At 34.8% G+C, this 17,978-nt stretch carries 19 protein-coding genes; 18 read left to right on the forward strand and 1 reads right to left on the reverse strand.

Annotation, left to right across the window (positions count from 1 at the left end; translation table 11 throughout):
• The first annotated feature begins 1 nt into the window (after position 1).
• The 11 genes from ACWG42_RS03845 (at position 2) to ACWG42_RS03895 (ending at position 9,240) form a co-directional block, all read left to right on the forward strand.
• Positions 2 to 460 carry a hypothetical protein gene (locus tag ACWG42_RS03845; RefSeq protein WP_455790193.1) on the forward strand — a complete coding sequence of 153 codons (459 nt, stop codon included), beginning with the start codon at positions 2 to 4 and terminating at the stop codon, positions 458 to 460.
• Between the two features lie 8 nt (positions 461 to 468).
• On the forward strand, positions 469 to 660 hold the full coding sequence (locus tag ACWG42_RS03850; RefSeq protein ID WP_455790194.1) for a hypothetical protein: 192 nt from the start codon (positions 469 to 471) through the stop codon (positions 658 to 660).
• Positions 653 to 844, forward strand: a complete 192-nt coding sequence (locus ACWG42_RS03855) for a hypothetical protein (RefSeq protein WP_455790195.1) — start codon at positions 653 to 655, stop codon at positions 842 to 844. Before ACWG42_RS03850 ends, ACWG42_RS03855 begins: the two co-directional genes overlap by 8 nt.
• A gap of 88 nt (positions 845 to 932) precedes the next feature.
• On the forward strand, positions 933 to 1,529 hold the full coding sequence (locus tag ACWG42_RS03860; protein WP_455790196.1) for an SAP domain-containing protein: 597 nt from the start codon (positions 933 to 935) through the stop codon (positions 1,527 to 1,529).
• 92 nt (positions 1,530 to 1,621) lie between these two features.
• Entirely contained in the window at positions 1,622 to 2,011 is a 390-nt protein-coding gene (locus tag ACWG42_RS03865) for a nuclear transport factor 2 family protein (RefSeq protein WP_455790197.1), read from the forward strand.
• Between the two features lie 36 nt (positions 2,012 to 2,047).
• On the forward strand, positions 2,048 to 4,516 hold the full coding sequence (gene uvrA / locus ACWG42_RS03870; protein ID WP_455790198.1) for an excinuclease ABC subunit UvrA: 2,469 nt from the start codon (positions 2,048 to 2,050) through the stop codon (positions 4,514 to 4,516).
• Positions 4,517 to 4,576: 60 nt separating this feature from the next.
• On the forward strand, positions 4,577 to 4,885 hold the full coding sequence (locus ACWG42_RS03875; protein ID WP_455790199.1) for an ArsR/SmtB family transcription factor: 309 nt from the start codon (positions 4,577 to 4,579) through the stop codon (positions 4,883 to 4,885).
• Between the two features lie 122 nt (positions 4,886 to 5,007).
• On the forward strand, positions 5,008 to 5,970 hold the full coding sequence (locus ACWG42_RS03880) for a permease (RefSeq protein ID WP_455790233.1): 963 nt from the start codon (positions 5,008 to 5,010) through the stop codon (positions 5,968 to 5,970).
• A gap of 18 nt (positions 5,971 to 5,988) precedes the next feature.
• Positions 5,989 to 6,321 carry a thioredoxin family protein gene (locus tag ACWG42_RS03885; protein WP_455790200.1) on the forward strand — a complete coding sequence of 111 codons (333 nt, stop codon included), beginning with the start codon at positions 5,989 to 5,991 and terminating at the stop codon, positions 6,319 to 6,321.
• Positions 6,322 to 6,726: an arsenate reductase ArsC gene (locus ACWG42_RS03890; RefSeq protein WP_455790201.1), complete on the forward strand. Its 405-nt coding sequence runs from the start codon at positions 6,322 to 6,324 to the stop codon at positions 6,724 to 6,726.
• A 123-nt stretch (positions 6,727 to 6,849) separates the two neighbouring features.
• Positions 6,850 to 9,240 carry a YhgE/Pip family protein gene (locus ACWG42_RS03895; RefSeq protein WP_455790202.1) on the forward strand — a complete coding sequence of 797 codons (2,391 nt, stop codon included), beginning with the start codon at positions 6,850 to 6,852 and terminating at the stop codon, positions 9,238 to 9,240.
• 95 nt (positions 9,241 to 9,335) lie between these two features.
• Here the strand turns inward: ACWG42_RS03895 and ACWG42_RS03900 are convergent, their stop codons facing one another.
• A complete protein-coding gene (locus ACWG42_RS03900) occupies positions 9,336 to 9,758 on the reverse strand; it encodes a DUF3788 domain-containing protein (RefSeq protein ID WP_455790203.1) in 423 nt (140 codons plus the stop codon).
• Between the two features lie 189 nt (positions 9,759 to 9,947).
• On the opposite strand from ACWG42_RS03900, the gene ACWG42_RS03905 reads away from it, so the two are divergent.
• The 7 genes from ACWG42_RS03905 to treC all read left to right on the forward strand — a co-directional run bounded on the left by ACWG42_RS03905 (position 9,948) and on the right by treC (position 17,907).
• Positions 9,948 to 11,060, forward strand: coding sequence for a helix-turn-helix transcriptional regulator (locus ACWG42_RS03905; RefSeq protein ID WP_455790204.1), 1,113 nt, complete (start codon positions 9,948 to 9,950; stop codon positions 11,058 to 11,060).
• A 53-nt stretch (positions 11,061 to 11,113) separates the two neighbouring features.
• The gene (locus tag ACWG42_RS03910) at positions 11,114 to 11,317 is read left to right on the forward strand and encodes a DUF378 domain-containing protein (RefSeq protein ID WP_455790205.1); all 204 of its coding nucleotides are present in this window, start codon (positions 11,114 to 11,116) and stop codon (positions 11,315 to 11,317) included.
• Between the two features lie 110 nt (positions 11,318 to 11,427).
• Complete coding sequence (locus tag ACWG42_RS03915; RefSeq protein WP_455790206.1) at positions 11,428 to 12,426, forward strand: alpha/beta hydrolase; 999 nt, start codon at positions 11,428 to 11,430, stop codon at positions 12,424 to 12,426.
• Positions 12,416 to 13,126: a trehalose operon repressor gene (gene treR, locus ACWG42_RS03920; protein ID WP_455790207.1), complete on the forward strand. Its 711-nt coding sequence runs from the start codon at positions 12,416 to 12,418 to the stop codon at positions 13,124 to 13,126. Before ACWG42_RS03915 ends, treR begins: the two co-directional genes overlap by 11 nt.
• Positions 13,127 to 13,250: 124 nt before the next feature.
• On the forward strand, positions 13,251 to 14,204 hold the full coding sequence (locus ACWG42_RS03925) for an Rpn family recombination-promoting nuclease/putative transposase (protein WP_455790208.1): 954 nt from the start codon (positions 13,251 to 13,253) through the stop codon (positions 14,202 to 14,204).
• 138 nt (positions 14,205 to 14,342) lie between these two features.
• Positions 14,343 to 16,250: a PTS system trehalose-specific EIIBC component gene (treP, locus tag ACWG42_RS03930; RefSeq protein ID WP_455790209.1), complete on the forward strand. Its 1,908-nt coding sequence runs from the start codon at positions 14,343 to 14,345 to the stop codon at positions 16,248 to 16,250.
• Between the two features lie 16 nt (positions 16,251 to 16,266).
• Entirely contained in the window at positions 16,267 to 17,907 is a 1,641-nt protein-coding gene (gene treC, locus ACWG42_RS03935) for an alpha,alpha-phosphotrehalase (protein ID WP_455790210.1), read from the forward strand.
• The last annotated feature ends 71 nt before the right edge of the window (positions 17,908 to 17,978 follow it).

Below are 17,978 nucleotides of genomic sequence, written 5' to 3' on the forward strand. Positions count from 1 at the left end.
CATGGAAGATTATAAAAGAAAACTAGAGAGAAGAAGATGGGTAGCATGTTTAATGTTATGTATCGCAACCGTACTAGTTGTAGTTGAAGTAATGATGTTTATAAAAATAGATAAAGATCCCAATGCTCATTTCAATGAAGGTTTTATCTTAGGGTTTCAAAGTGGTTTGATTTTGGTGATGTTTGTAAAATCTATAGTAGATATTTTCTCCTTAACGAGAACATTGAAGGATGAACGTAAAATACGTTTGTTATACAATAAAGAGCATGATGAACGTATGCAAATGATCAATGCGAAATGTGGATACCCTCTGATTCAATCGATAGCAATGTTTCTTATATTTATGGCAATCATCGCTGGATACTTCAACATTATTGTATTCTATACACTGGTTGCTGTTGTGATGCTGTTGTTGATTGTATCTGCCTTATTTAGAGTTTATTATTCTAAGAAAATGTAGGTGACGAGATGAAGAAATACTCCTATGTTTGTTCCTGTATAGTAGGAATTCTTGCGATCGTGTTATTTGCTTCTATGTATTTTGAATGGGATACAGTAACACGATTATTGGGTATTGCGACACTTGTGTTGATCGTGATTACTTCTTATTTGTATGCGTGTTTAAGACGCACAAGAAAGGTGATGAAAAACCATGAATAAAACATCTAAATTTGATAAAATAATGGCGACAGGTTTTCTAGTGAATTTGCTTGTATTGTTATCAAAGGGCTATCTTGATGAACGGCTAGAATGCTTTCTAATGGGGGCTGGCTTTTCTTTAATTCTGGTGGGTATTTTAAGAAGTCGCTTCCATTTACAAAAAGTAAAGCCTTGGAAAAAATAAAATATAAGAAGAATGCAGAACACATATCTGCATTTTTTTCTGGACTAAATTGTGCTATACTTAGGATAGTTGATATGAAGGTGAGTGTATGGGAAAAAGACCCGTTTTTGATGAAATCAAATCCTATGAAGAATTCATTAAGTATTATTGGTATTTAAGTGAATTAAAAGATATTTGTAAAACAAAGGGTATTGATACATCTGGAGGAAAAATAGATTTGAATCATCGCATAGAAGAATACTATAAGGGAACCATCATAAAGCCAATGAAGAAAACAGCTGTGAAGAAGCAGGATGTAGAATTAACACTGGAAACAAGATTGTTGGAAAGTGGGTTTGCGATGCGCACTCAATATCGAGAATTCTTTGGTGAAGTTCTTGGGGTTAAGAATTTTCGTTTTACGGCAGATATGGCAGCTGCGTTAAAGAAGGTGCGTGCCGAAAAAAATGTAGAGTTTACAGTACAAGATTTGATTGATGTTTACACTGGAAAGAGTAATTATGCCAGGTATGATACTTCTTCTTGTCAATGGAACAAGTTTGTTAAGGCATTTTGTGAAGATCCCCAAAATGCAACACTTCCTAATAAGTTAAAAACTGCCGCTAAGGTATGGAAACAAGTTAGAGAAAGTGATCAAGAAAAGATATATACCCCAGAGCTTATGAAACAATACAAAGAAATTTAGACGATGTAATTACAAAAAGCGTAAGCTTGTAGAGAGGATATTTATACAGGCTTCTTGGAGAAGAGTCATATATAGAATGGGAGAATACGTATATGAATTATGAACTAATGATTGAAAATTACTGGAAAGATACACTTGCACAAGATGGAGAATCTATGAGATTGTATTTCGAAGATGATGCTTATGTGAATTGGCATAATACCAATGAGCATTTTACAATGGAAGAATATATTTGTGCTAATTGTGAATATCCAAATAAATGGGCTGGCAAAATTGAGCGTATGCAGTGTTTGGAACGTCAAGTGATTACGGTTACTCATGTTTATACAAAAGATAATACAATGTCTTTTCATGTGACCTCTTTCTTTATTATGAGCAATAATGGACTCATTCAATCCATTGATGAATATTGGGGAGAAGATGGAATTCCTCCAAAATGGAGACTGGATAAACATATAGGAACAAAGATTAAGGACGTATAATTGTCCTTTTTTCATCTTAGATAAGGAGGGATTTGCATGTTGAATATGAAAATGATTGATGCATATGAAGGAAATTTAAAACATATTTCGCTAGAACTACCAAAACATAAACTCATTGTATTTACAGGAGTATCTGGTTCAGGGAAATCAACATTAGCAAGAGATGTTATTTATAATGAATGTCAACGTCAATATTTAGAAGCGATGAACTTTCAGGGAATTCATAAACCAAAGGTAGAAACAATGAAATGTGTATCTCCCTCCATTATCATTACGCAGAATACATATCATAAAAATCCTAGATCTTCTTTAGGGACAATTACGAATATTTATACTGATCTAAGGATGATTTATGAAAAGCTTGGAGAGAGGAACTGTCCTATATGTGATGAACTTTTTGATCCTTCTCAGTGTAAAGAAGAAGTGGTAAAGAATGGAACTGATTTTGATGTGTTTCTATATTGTCCTCATTGTAAATCTCGAATACCAGCTTTCACACGTACTCACTTTTCATATAATACAAGAGAAGGGGCATGTCCAAGTTGTAAAGGAATGGGGACTACTTTATCAATTCGTGAAGATGTGGTAATTGATGAAAATAAATCTTTGGAAGAAGGTGCGATTACCTATTGGGAAAAACGTTATGGGGAATATCAAATAGAAATATTCTATAAAGCATTGGATCATTTCAAGCTTCCTAAACCAACGCATTGTCCTATAAAAGAATATACGATTCAACAGAAAACAATTTTATTGTATGGTGTAGATTGCAAGGAAGTAGTAGAAATGTTTCCTCAAAGTAAGCTTCCCAAACAAGTAGCACAGGGTAGATTTGAGGGTGTGGTTCCTATACTTATGCGAAGAGTATCCACCAAGGGATTGAGCGAACAAATGAAGACATACTTTATTAATGATGTATGTCCTATTTGTCATGGAGAAAGATTGGCACAAGAAAGTGGTGCGGTTCTTATTATGAATACACGCTTACCACAATTAACAAAGCTAACATTGGAAGAGCTATTGGATTGGATACAACAATTAACGAAACACTTAGAAGAAGATAAGTACCTTATTGTAGAAGCATATATCCAAGATATACAAACAAAAATAAAGCGATTAATTCGCATTGGTTTACAGTATCTTTGTCTTGATCGTATGGCGATGACTTTATCAGGGGGAGAGGCCCAACGCTTGAAGCTTGCGGCAAGTTTAGATAGTGAAATGACAGGTATGTTGTATATCCTAGATGAACCTACAATAGGGTTGCATACAAAAGATACACAAGGAATTCTTCAAGTTTTAAAGGAATTGCGTGATCGAGGAAATACTTTGTTAGTGATTGAACACGATATTGATATTATAAAAGAAGCAGATCATATAGTAGAATTAGGACCTGGTGCGGGGCTTCATGGTGGAGAAATCGTTATTAGCGGGACATGGGATGAGATTATGCATTGTGAACATTCAAGTCTAACGCAGTATATAAAACAAAAGCCTGCCTATACGATGGAACCTCTTAAAGCAAAAGGGTATTTGGAAATAAAAAATGCATATTTACATAACTTAAAAAACATCGATGTAAAGATTCCTTTGGGTGTGTTTACTTGTGTAACAGGTGTTTCTGGATCAGGAAAATCCTCCTTAATCCTTCAAGTTCTAGCGTCTTCTTTCCAATATCCAACGGGGTGTGATGCTTTGATTGGGAAGGAGGCAATTGATGAAGTGATATCGATTCATCAAAATGAAATCTTACGAACTAGGCGTAGTAATATTGCGACTTATACAGGATTATATACACATATTCGTGAACTTTATGGAACTAGTGAAGAAGCAAAAAAGAAGAACTTACAGGCAAAAGATTTTTCCTTTAATGTCAAGGGAGGACGTTGTGAGACTTGTGAGGGATTAGGTTATGTCATTAGTAATATGTTATTTTTTGAAGATATTGAAGTACAATGTCCAAGTTGTCATGGACAACGTTTTCAATCACAGGTGTTATCTATACAATTGAAACAGAAAAATATCATCGATATCCTTACGATGTCTGTTGAAGATGCCTTACAGCATTTCAATGCACATAAAAAAATTGCACATATCCTAGATTTGTTGATGGATGTTGGTTTGGGGTATTTAACATTGGGTCAATCTTTGACTACACTTTCTGGTGGAGAAGTACAACGATTACAACTTGCGAAAGAGTTGTTGAATAAAAAGAAGAAGCATACCCTATATTTAATCGATGAGCCAACAACCGGATTACATCCTAAGGATATCGAGCATTTTATGAAAGTATTAGTACGTCTTGTGAAAGAGGGAAATAGTGTCATTGTGGTAGAACATAATTTACAAATGATTACACAAGCTGACTGGATTATTGATTTAGGAAAAGAAGGGGGCATACATGGAGGGGAGATTGTTGCGCAAGGAAGTGTACAAGACCTTATGAAGTGTGAACATTCTTATACTGGGATGTTTATGAAACAATGGATGGAGGATATGCGTTGACAAAAAACAAATTCATACGTATACTATACATATCAAATAATTTTGATGTGAGGTGTTCTTATGAATGAAACTTATGCACAAGATGTGAAAATCTTCAAAGCTTTTTGCGATGAAAAAAGACTCGCAATTTTAGAGCTGTTAAAAAGTGGAGAGAAGTGTGCATGCGTATTGATGGAAGATATGAATATTTCTCAATCCGCGCTTTCTTATCATATGAAAATACTTTGTGAATCTGGTATCGTAAAACCTCGTCAGGAAGGAAAGTGGACACACTATAGCCTTTGTGAAGATGGTCGCAAGTTAGCGCAAGAGCGTTTGCTTGTGAGAACGACCCCAAATACAATTATGAAACAACAATGTTGTAAATAAGTCATCCTTTCGATGGCTTTTAAAAACAAGAACACATCAAAAAAAGTTGATATGATAAAGGAGGAAGTGTAGTGAATGTAGTACAAGAAGTTGTGACCTTTTTTCAAGAACAAATACTTGGGATGAAGTGGTTACAAGATGGAATTGGAAATATACTTTCCGCAATAGGGTTTGATTTGACATCTCCCCTTGGCGGAAGTTTGCATTTCTTCTTATATGACGTAATAAAAATTACCGTGCTTTTATGCTTTCTAATATTTATGATATCCTATATTCAAAGCTACTTTCCACCTGAAAGAAGTAAGAAAATATTAGGTCGATTCAAAGGGATTTGGGCAAATATTATATCCGCACTCCTTGGGACAGTTACTCCCTTTTGTTCATGTTCTTCCATTCCCTTATTTATTGGGTTTACAAGTGCAGGACTGCCTCTTGGTGTTACGTTTTCTTTCTTGATATCGTCACCTATGGTAGACTTGGGAAGTCTTGTATTGTTAATGAGTATTTTTGGTGGTAAGGTTGCCTTTGCTTATGTGCTTATTGGATTGATTTTGGCAGTGGTAGGTGGTACCCTCATTGAAAAACTGCATCTAGAGAACGAAGTAGAAGAGTTTATTCGAAATGCAGAACATGTTGAAATGGATTATTTATCTTTGTCCTATCGAGAACGTATAGAGTACGCAAAACAACAAGTAATAGAAACATTTAAAAAAGTATTTCCATATATATTGGTAGGTGTGGCCATTGGGGCAGTTATTCATAACTGGATACCACAACATTGGATAGAGAGTATCTTAGGTGGAAATAATCCATTTGGAGTGATACTTGCGACACTTGCAGGTGTTCCAATGTATGCGGATATCTTTGGTACCATACCAGTGGCAGAAGCATTGCTTGCTAAAGGTGCACAACTTGGGACAATCCTTGCGTTTATGATGGCAGTTACAACTCTTTCTTTACCATCTATAATTATGTTAAAGAAGGCATTAAAACCTAAGTTGCTTATCTTATTTGTAAGTATCTGTACGATTGGTATTATCATCATCGGGTATCTGTTTAATGTATTTCATACATTCTTAGTGTAAATAAAGGAGGAAATAAGAATGAAATTATTCAATAAAAAAGTAGAAAGTAAAGCATGTTGTTGCAATGGAAATTGTGACTTCGAACAAGAAGGGAAAAGTGTCACACAGGAAGGTGTTTTGGTGTTAGGTTCTGGATGTGCCAAATGTAATGCTTTAGAAAAATCTGTACAAGAAGCTATCCAGGAAATGGGATTATCAATACCTATTCAACATATTACGGACTTCGCAGAGATTGCTCGTTATGGCGTTATGACAACTCCAGCACTTGTGTTAAATAAAAAAGTGGTTAGTTATGGAAAAGTACTTACCAAAGAAGAAGCGAAAGAATTATTGAAGAAGGCAGGGTATTAAATGCAAGAGAAGTTAAAAGTGGCATTTGTATGTGTGCATAATTCTTGTCGTAGCCAAATTGCGGAAGCATTTGGTAAACAACTCGCTTCTGATGTGTTTGAAAGTTATTCAGCAGGAACAGAAGTGAAACCACAAATCAATCAAGATGCGCAACGTTTAATGAAAGAAATCTACCAAATCGATATGGAAAAGACACAATATTCTAAGTTAATTCAAGATTTACCTACTATTGATATCGTCATTACTATGGGATGCAATGTACATTGTCCAAATCTTCCATGCAGCCATAGAGAAGATTGGGGACTAGAAGATCCAAGTGGTAAGTCCGATGAAGAATTCAAAATAGTTATGAAAGAAATAAGAGAAAAGATAATGTATTTAAAAAAGAAACTAGAAAAAATCTAGTTTTTTTTTGACAATCTATCCCATGTGTATAAAACTCGGGTTGACAGCCTACCCTTTCTGAATATAATTTGTGTATTCTGTGAGTGTATATTTGCAGAACAATAAAGAAAAGGAAGGATTAAAATGAAGAAAGAGTGGAAAAGTATACTTCAAAGCACATGGATTAAGGTTGTACTCATAGCAATCACGATCATACCAATGGTGTACGCAGGAGTATTCTTAGGTTCTATGTGGGATCCGTATGGAAACGCAGATCAAATGCCAGTTGCCGTCGTCGATAAAGACAAGGAAGTGGAATATAATGGCTCAAAGCTTCATGTAGGAAAAGCATTATGTGAGAATCTAAAAGATAATCGTTCAATGGATTTCCAATTTGTAAAAGAAGGCGTTGCCAAAAAGGGATTAGAGGATGGTACTTATTATATGGTCATCACCATTCCAGAGAAGTTCTCCTATAACGCAACAACTCTATTAAATCAAAATCCTGAAAAGATGGTTCTGGAGTATGCGACTAACCCTGGTACTAATTATATCGCTTCTAAGATGGATGAAACAGCGATACGTACCATTCAGGAAAACATTAGTAAAACAATTACAAAAACATACGCAGATACGTTATTTTCTCAGGTTAAAACGCTAAGTAACGGATTGCAAGAAGCAAGCAATGGTTCTGTAAAACTAGAAGAAGGTGTTACACAAACAATTGCAGGGAATGATACAATCAAAGAAAATCTAAGAACTCTTGCAAGTAGCACCTTGCAATTTGAAGATGGTTCTAAAACATTAAAGGAAGGCGTTGAGATCTATACGAAAGGTGTTGAACAATTGAGTGATGGAAGCAAACAATTGGATGAAGGACTACAAACACTGAAAGGAAATAGTGTACCATTAAGCCAAGGTGTTACAAAGTTAAACGATGGAAGTAGTTCCTTGCGTAAGGGTGTTGATACTTATACAACAGGAGTTGATGCATTAACGCTAGGATTGCATCAAGTAACTTCTAATAGCACTGCATTAAATAATGGTGTTAACGAAGTATCTAAAGGTATTTCACAAAGCAAAGTAGGTAGCGAACAATTACTGAATGGTATGCAAGGTTTATCGGATACATTGGCGTATCAACTAAGTGATGAAAACAAAGTGTTATTTGCTCAATTACTTACAAGTCATGAAGGTATTAAAACAAAGAATGATACAATGCTTGCCAGTTTAAATCAGAAGGTGGTTGATGGCACAGCCAGTGATACAGAAAAACAAATGATTGCACTATTACAGGTGAATACTGCTTTATTATCAAAAGATAAAGATACCCTAACACTACAATCTAACGCACTTCAACAAGTTCATCAGACAATCTCTGTTCCTTTGTTATCAGGCATGAAACAATTGGATCAAGGCTTAGCCTTACTTGATCAAGGTATGAATACCAACACAGGACTAAAACAAAGTGTTTTAAATTATACACAAGGAGTCACAAAGCTTTCGCAAGGCGCAGATACATTGAGTGCTAACTCTTCAAATTTATCAAGTGGGGCATTATCACTAGAAGAGGGAACTGCACAACTGAATAAACAAATGCCAACCTTAGTACAAGGTGTACAACAACTTGCGGATGGTTCTAGCTCCTTATATACAGGATCTCTATCTCTTATAAAAGCAAATCCAACATTATCAAGTGGAACTAATCAATTGTATGATGGATCTAGTAAAATCGCTTCTGGTGCATTCCAATTAGCAAATGGTTCTCAATCTTTATCACAAGGTTTGACACAAGTTAAAGATGGAAGTAATCAGTTAAGTATTTCTTTACAAGATGGCGCAGATAAAAGTAATATCACAAGCAGTGAACAAACAAAAGAGATGCTCGCTCAACCAGTGGAAGTAGAACATGAAGAAATCTCTAAAGTAGAAACCAATGGAAAAGCAATGGCACCTTATATGATGTCTGTCGGATTGTATGTTGCATGTATGGCATTTACTTTAATGTATCCTTTACTAAAAAACAATGTTCAAACAAAATCAGGTTGGAAGTTGTGGCTGAGTAAAGCATCCGTTATGTATGTGATATCTACTATCATGGCAATCCTTATGGTCAGTGCACTTGTATTGATGAATGGATTATCTCCATTACAAACATGTAAAACATTTCTTGTCTCATGTTTGATATCCGCAGCGTTTATGTCATTGATTGTATTCTTCAATATCACCTGTGGAAAAATTGGAGCTTTCCTCGTATTGATTTTCATGGTGTTTCAATTAGGTGGTGCAGCAGGAACGTATCCGATAGAAACATCTAGTAGTTTCTATCATACGATTCACCCATTTATGCCATTCACCTATAGTGTAGATGCCTTACGCCATACCCTTGCATTAGGAGGAAGTATTACTAGTGATATACTCATCTTTACTGGAATGATACTTGTGTTCTCTTCTTTATCTATCTTATTCTATAAATGGAAAGTATCTATAAGTGAAGAAGCATTTGAAAAAACAAAATTGGCACAATTTCATTAACATATCAATTTTATAAACCATAATTCAAAACATAAAAACGACCTAGTACCTTTGTATTTGATCGTTTTTAGTAGAAGCTATGTTTGTTGTAGGTATTATTTCTGTCCACTTTTGATACGTATACATTGCTTTATATCATCTATTCTCTCTTTATCTTCTAATTCAATTCTTAACCAACGCTGTCCCATGCCTTCTTGTGTATCATGGTATAAGTTTTGAAGGTATTTGCTCATGGTAGGAAGTTCTTTTTCAAAGCGTTCCTTTTCCTTTTGACCAACTACTACAAGAACCCAAAGATAACCTTCAAAAGGATATACAGTGCATAAATTCTTTCCACCCTTTTTAAATTTCACATTCCATCCAGGCCACACACAATTACTGTATTCAAAAACAGGCTTATATGCATAAGTTTGGGTTATATAATTATAAAAGATTTCCCATACTTCATTTCTTACAAAATTTCTAATATCTTCTTCATAAGGCTCATCCATTCGATTCATCTTATCCCAACGTGCCATATACATCACCAATCCTTATACATAAAGTATATAGGAAAGTACATGACAACGCTATGTCATATTTAAAAATTATGTCTTATCTGTCATCTTTGTGACGATTTCATTAAGATTAACAAAACATTTCTTGAGTTCTCTAGACAATAGGATATATGCGTGTAAGATAAAAGATATCTAGGAGGAGGTATTCCTATGAATAAGATAAATTTAAGAACTTTGCGTGAAGAGTATGATATTAGTGCTTTGCGTATTGCGAAGTTTATGAAAGTAAGTGAACAAGAAATTTTGAATTGGGAAAATGGGGTTAAGGAACCCTCCGCTCAACAACTTCGTGAACTTGCCTCTTTATTTGATATCTCATTGGATGAGCTTTCTAATGGATATGAGGATGATAAAAAATCATCTTCTACAAAGGAAAAAAGTACTCCTTCAAAGAAGGGAAAAATAAAGCGTAAGACGAAAAAGAAAACGAAATATAAAACCAAGAATGTAGACCATAAGACGGTGGAAAAGAAAAGGAATTGGCCACTTCTAGTGATCCTTTTGTTATTGGTCGGATTGATTGGTGCTGGTGGCTATTTGTATTGGCAATATGGAGATGAATATTCATTTGTGAAAAAGAACAGCTATACTATGAATGAAATAGCAGGTACATTTACAAGCGAAAAGATTTACGAAGATAGTAGTTCAAGTATTCTTTTGAAGAGTGATGGAACCTATCAAATGAAGTATAACGATTGCAGTGCGGATTCTACTAAAGAGGGAACGTGGACTATGGATGAGAATAGAATGACTCTGACAAGTCATTCTGCAGATGTAATTACATTTAAAGTCCTGAGTGCTAATTCCTTAAAAGTACAGGGAACCATAGGTTGTTCCATTCAGAAAGGTGATGTCTTCACAAGAGGCTCAATTACAAGTGATAGTAAAGAAGGACCTAATGAAGAAGAAGAGGGTAGCGATGATTCTGATACTACGGATGAAGCTTCATCATATATCGTAGTAGGGCAATGGAGTGGGAACAATTCCACCTTACACATCAAAAGTGTAGACAACAACAAAGCAGTATTTACTCTACAAAGTTATGATCCATCTAATTCAGAAAATGTGGCATCTTTGGATGGTATTGAAGGTAGCATCAACGCTAATACAATGACATTTGATTTCAAGGATGATGGGTATGGAAATAGCGGTACAGGAAGTATCGTATTTGATAGTACACAAGCAATATTCAATATTACGTTTACTACAAAGAATGAAGAAGCATCTTGGTCTATTTTACAAAGTGGTACCTTATTTAAATAGGAATGCATAAAGTTTATAAGTCTGCTCATACTATTTTATAAGGAGGAATCAATATGAAAATTCTGAATTATATCGCGTTGATTATAGGAATCGTAGGAGCATTAAACTGGGGTCTCATTGGCTTATTCGATATTAACCTTGTGACCATGCTATTTGGTGTAGATACCATGTTGACAAGAATTGTATATGTATTGGTTGGTATCAGTGGTCTATGGATGCTCACATTCTTTCCAAGATTGAACGATACGAAATATTAAGAGAATGTTGTTAAGTTAAGGGTACTTAGGTACTCTTTTCTTTTTTTAGCTTACCTTTACAATTCTGTACGTACAGGTTATAATCATGTTATATAAGGTAGGAGATCATGATGAGCTATATAGTTTGTGGGAATATTTTAGATGATGTTCATGTGGAAGAAGAATTAAAAAAATATCAAGATCACCGATCTCAAAAAAAGGAAAATGTGGGTCCATACGTTCAGGGGTATGATATTGGTGCGCAAAGAGTGAATAATGGATATCCCAATATAGATATCTCAAAGGATGTGAATGTTGAAAGTATTCAGATTTTAGAAATGAATGTTCGAATATATCGTTCAAAAGGAGCAAAAGGTGCACTCCCTTGTATTTGTTATTTACATGGCGGAGGGTTTTGTGCGGGAAGTTTAGATGCTGTAGAACATCCATGTAAAAGGTTGGCAGAGTTAAGTTCCTCATGTGTAATATCCCTCGATTATGGGTTGGCTCCAGAATATCCATTTCCTTACGCAATTCATCAATGTTTTGAAGTAACTCGCTATCTTTATGAACACGCTGAGCAATATAACATAGATAAAAATCATATCGCGTTAGCTGGGGATAGTGCAGGGGCAAATATTGCACTGGGAGTTGCTCAGTTGGATGCTGCACAATCATCAATTCTATCATTTCTAATGCTGTATTATCCGGTCGTAGATCAACGCATAGAGAAAGAATATACATGGGAGTTTGCTTATTATGGAAAAAAGAGTAACCCTTATATTGATGCTTGCGTTACATCATTAAAAGATTGCGAGAAGATGTTTCAAGTATGTTACTTACAAGGAAGTGATAGCACAAATACACTTGCTTCTCCCATATTGCTTGAAACACTAAAGGGATTGCCTCCCATTCGTTTATGCGTTGCAGAATTTGATTATCTACGTGTATCCCAAGAAAAGTTTTATCAAAAATTCAAAGAGAAACACGATATAGAGTTGGTTTGTTATGCGGGTGTAAATCATGCATTTTTAGATAAGCTAGGAGTATTTCCACAAGCAGATCACAGTTTAAAGTACTTTGCAAATCAATGGAAAGATGATATAGGAGGAAAGAAACATGGAGAGTAAATATCATACTATATATGGAAAACTTTTAACCATGATAGAAGAACAGAAAGTAAAAGCTGGGGATTTATTACCAAGTGAAAATGAATTGATGAAGATTCACGACGCATCACGTGATACCATACGTAAAGCATTGAACCTTTTGGCGCAAAACGGTTATATCTCTAAGGCAAAAGGGAAAGGCTCTGTTGTGTTGGATAATAGTCGTTTTAGTTTTCCAGTGTCTGGAGTGACTAGTTTTAAAGAACTTGCTCAAAGTATGGGGGGAGTTATTGAAACCATTGTATCTGTGTTTGAGAGTGTAGATGCAGATAAAGATTTGAAATGGGAACTCATGATGGAAGAAGGTAAAGTTTGGAAGATTGAGCGTATTCGTAAATTTGATGGTGAACGCATCATTCGTGATATTGACCATTTAAATGCTCAAATTATCCCAGGATTAACAAAAGAAATAGCACAAGATTCACTTTACGATTACATAGAGCACACCCTTGGTTTGAAGATTAGTTTTGCGAAAAAAGAAATTACAGTACAGAATGCAACACAAAAAGATAAAGAGTTATTGGATATGAAACAGTATGAAATGGTTGTATCAGTAAAATCATTTACCTATTTGGAAGATGCTACGTTATTTCAATATACGGAATCTAGACATAGACCAGATAAGTTTCAATTTATCGATTTCGCAAGAAGAGATAGTTAGTAAATGTAGTCTACGGACTGCATTTTTAAATTAATTATGTAAATACATAAAAATTTTAGGATTTTTGAAATTTATTTCGTATATACCTATGGAAGGGGTATACCCTTTCCAAGGAGGAATCATAATGATGATCACAAGAAGCAAAGAAGTAAATTTTTGTAATGATGTATTTTTTAAGTATGCGTTAAGCGCAGATGATGAGACTTCAATATTCATTCGACATTCTATCATCGAAGAACTCACAGGCATTCATCCCAAAGAAAGCAAAGTTTCAAATCCTATTTTGGATGCGAAGATTATTGGTAAAAAAGGAGTTGTTTTAGATGTTCATGTTAAGGATGAACAAGATAACGAATATGATATTGAAATGCAGACAACTTATATTGGATCGATAGATAATAAACGATTTCAATTGTATTTGACTAGGATGTTATCAAACCAGTTGAGGAAAGGGGATAATTACAAAAAGTTAAAACATGTATATCAAATCGTATTTGTAGATGCAATAGCCCCGTGTAATGAAGATTTAATTAATGAATATGAGTTAATGAATAAAGGTGGATATCCTATGGGTGGAGATTCCCTCATAAAAAGTATTTTCATTCATTTGCCAGTAATCAATCGTATCGCGAAAGAAAAGGGAGCCTTACATATGAGTGGATTTGAACAGCTTTGCTATCTGTTTAAAAATAATAGAAATCGTGATATACTGAAGTCAGAGGAAAGGTTGGTGAGAGCAATCATGGAAAAATATCAACACATGCAGGATGATGAAGATCTTTGGTCCATTGCAATGGCAATTGAAATGGGAGAAATGAGAGCGGAGAACCAATTAGAAGAAAGAACTCAAATAGCTCTAGAGCAGGGTATGAAAAAGGGAATTGAAAAAGGAATTGAAATAGGTTCTCGTAAAGGCAAAGAGGAAGAACGTCTCCATATAATCTCAAAATTTATAAGACAAAAGTTTGGGAGTGATGAAACTGAATGGCTTTCAACCATGACACAAGAACAACTAGAACATATCATTGATGAATTGTTTTTGTGTGAAACCTTAAAAGAGTTAAAGAGTAAAGAGTGATATAGAACAAAGGTGTGAGACTACAATTTCATACCTTTTTTAAATTCATATAAAATAAGTGTTGACAACATGTACGTACAGGTTTATGATTAGGGCATAAAGAACTTGTACGTACAAGATGAATTAGGAGGATGTCATATGAGCAAATATACAAATGACGCAAAAGAATTACTCACATACGTTGGTGGAAAAGAAAACATTAACGCAGTTTCTCACTGTGTCACACGTGTTCGATTTGTTTTGGTAGATGAAGCAAAAGCAGATGTTAAGAAAATCGAATCTTTAAAGTCTGCAAAGGGAACCTTTACGCAATCAGGACAGTTTCAAGTTATTATAGGAAATGATGTGCAAGAATTCTACAATGAATTTATGCTGGTAAGCGGTTTGTCTGGAGTAAGTAAAGAAGATATCAAGAAAGCAGCGAAAACGAATCAAACACGTTTGCAAAGAATTATGGGGAACCTTGGCGAAATCTTCGCACCATTGATTCCTGCTCTTATTTGTGGAGGTTTGATATTAGGCTTTCGAAATATTATTGATTCTATCAAAATGTTTGAAGATGGGTCAAAGACTTTAGTTGAGATATCACAATTTTGGGCAGGTGTTGACTCCTTCTTATGGTTGATTGGAGAAGCTGTATTCCAGTTCTTACCAGTAGGGATTGTTTGGTCCATTACTAAGAAAATGGGTACCACACAAATCCTTGGAATCATACTTGGAATTACGTTGGTGTCTCCACAATTATTAAATGCATACTATGTAGCAACTACAGCAACTGCAGATATACCTGTATGGAACTTTGGGTTTGCGAGTGTACAAATGATTGGATATCAAGCACAAGTAATCCCTGCAATGATGGCTGGTTTTGTACTTGTATATCTTGAAAAATTCTTCAGAAGAATATCCCCAGATTATATATCCATGATTGTTGTGCCATTTTGTTCACTGATTCCTGCAGTTTTAATTGCACATACCATTGTAGGTCCTATTGGATGGACAATAGGAAATGCAATTTCAAGTGTTGTTTATGGTGGCTTAACTTCTGCATTTGGTTGGTTATTTGCGACATTGTTTGGTTTCTTATATGCACCACTTGTTATCACTGGGCTTCACCATATGAGTAATGCAATCGATTTACAGTTGGTGAGTGAATTCAATGGAACTATCTTATGGCCAATGATTGCATTATCCAATATTGCGCAAGGTTCTGCGGTTCTGGCAATGATCGTATTACAACGTAAAAATGAAAAAGCGCAACAAATATCAATTCCGGCATGTATTTCCTGTTATCTAGGAGTAACAGAACCAGCCATGTTTGGGGTAAACTTAAAATATATGTTTCCATTTATAGCAGGTATGATTGGTTCTGCATGTGCGGCAACCTTCTCCGTTGGTATGGGTGTTATGGCTGAAACAATCGGTGTTGGTGGAATTCCAGGAATACTTTCTATCAAGACGCAATATATGCTTATGTTTGCGATAGCAATGTGTATAGCGATTGTAATTCCTTTCCTTATTACGTATGTGATTGGAAAGAAAAAATTATCACAAGAAGAACTTACAGGAATTGAACTTGTAGATGCAGATGAAATAAACGCAATACATGAAGAACTAATATCTCCAATGAGTGGAACACTGTTAACATTAGATCAAGTTGAAGATAAAGCATTTTCTTCACGAGCAATGGGAGATGGATTTGCGATAGAACTAGAAGAAGGAGACATAGTTGCACCAATGAGTGGTGAAATTATCCTTTGTTTTCCTAGTAAACATGCGTATGGATTACGTACAAATGATGGGAAAGAAATCTTACTTCATATTGGAATGGATACCGTGGAATTAGAAGGCAAAGGTTTTGAATCTTATGTACAAGTAGGTGATCGTGTACGACAAGGCGATTGTATCGCAAAGGTAGATATAACGTTTATCAAAGAAAAAGGAAAATCCCTTGTTTCACCTGTGATATTTACAAGCGGGGAAAAAGTAGAAGTACAAAAGGCAAATCAAAAGGTACGTGCAAAGGAAACGGGAATCCTTAATATATAAGGGTAGGAGAGAAATTATGAACTTTGAAAATAAAGTAGTATATCAAATATATCCAAAATCCTTTTATGATAGTGATGGAGATGGATTAGGAGATTTACAAGGCATCATAGAAAAGCTAGATTACTTGGAATATCTTGGTGTTGATTATATATGGATGACTCCCTTCTTTGTATCTCCACAAAATGATAATGGCTATGATGTGGCTGATTATCGTGCCATTGATCCTCGCTTTGGGACAATGGAAATATTTGAAAATCTAATCAAAGAAGCTAAGAAGCATCATATCGATATCATGTTAGATATGGTATTCAATCATACTTCTACAAAGCATGTTTGGTTTCAAAAAGCGATGCGTGGTGAAAAAAAATATAAAGATTACTATATCTTTCGAAAAGGGAAAGAAAATGGAGATGCGCCAACCAATTGGGTAAGTAAGTTTGGTGGAAATGCTTGGGAATATGTGAAAGATTTCGATGAATACTATCTTCATTTATTTGATAAAACACAAGCAGATTTAAACTGGGATAATCCAGAAGTACGTAATGAACTTTGTGAGATTTTAAAGTTTTGGACAGAAAAAGGGGTCTATGGATTTCGTTTTGATGTTATCAATTTGATAAGTAAACCAGATGTATTACAAGATGATTATGAAGGTGATGGAAGACGTTTTTATACTGATGGAACACATGTTCATGAATATTTAAAAGAAATCAATGAGCGAACTTTTGGAAAAGATGAACGTATTATAACGGTAGGAGAAATGTCTTCTACTTCATTAGAAAACTGTGTGAAATACGCAGGAAAAAAAGCGCATGAACTTTCCATGGTGTTTAACTTTCATCATCTAAAAGTGGATTACAAAGATAAACAAAAATGGGCTTTGAAACCCTTTGACTTTAAGGAATTAAAAGATTTGTTCCAAACATGGCAATTAGAAATGCAAAAGGAACAAGCATGGAATGCATTATTCTGGTGCAATCATGATCAACCTAGAGCACTGTCTCGTTTTGGAGATGATAAGAACTATCCAAAAGAGTCCGCTAAGATGTTAGCGACTACCATTCATTGTTTAAGAGGAACTCCTTATATTTATCAAGGAGAAGAAATTGGAATGAGCAATGCATATTTTACTGATATCAAACAGTATAAAGATGTGGAATCTATTAACTATTACGGTATTTTGAAACAAGAAGGTATGAAAGAAGACGATATATACCATATTCTTCAAGAGCGTTCTCGTGATAATAGCCGTACCCCTATGCAGTGGAATGCGAGTAGGAATGCTGGTTTCAGTCAACAAGAACCATGGATTTCAATTATTCATAATTATCAAGACATCAATGTGGAAAATAGCAAGAATGATGAGGATTCTGTGCTACAACATTATCGTAAGCTTATTCAATTACGGAAACAATACGATATTATTTCACAAGGAAGCTTTGAACCACTATTAGAAGAACATGAGCAAGTATTTGCTTATAAACGTATATGGAAAGATGAAGAACTTATCGTTGTGAATAATTTCTATGGAACAAATACGACGATAGAACTAACGGAAGGAAACTATACGTGTCTATTAAGCAACTATCCAAAACGTGAATATCAAAGTACGATGATATTAAACCCTTATGAATCCATCGTATTCTATAAAAAATAATACTACCTGCGTCGTCTGATGCAGGTTTTCTATATTGACAACACTATATTCACATGTTATATTATATTTAC

This window comes from Amedibacillus sp. YH-ame10 (assembly GCF_053848885.1).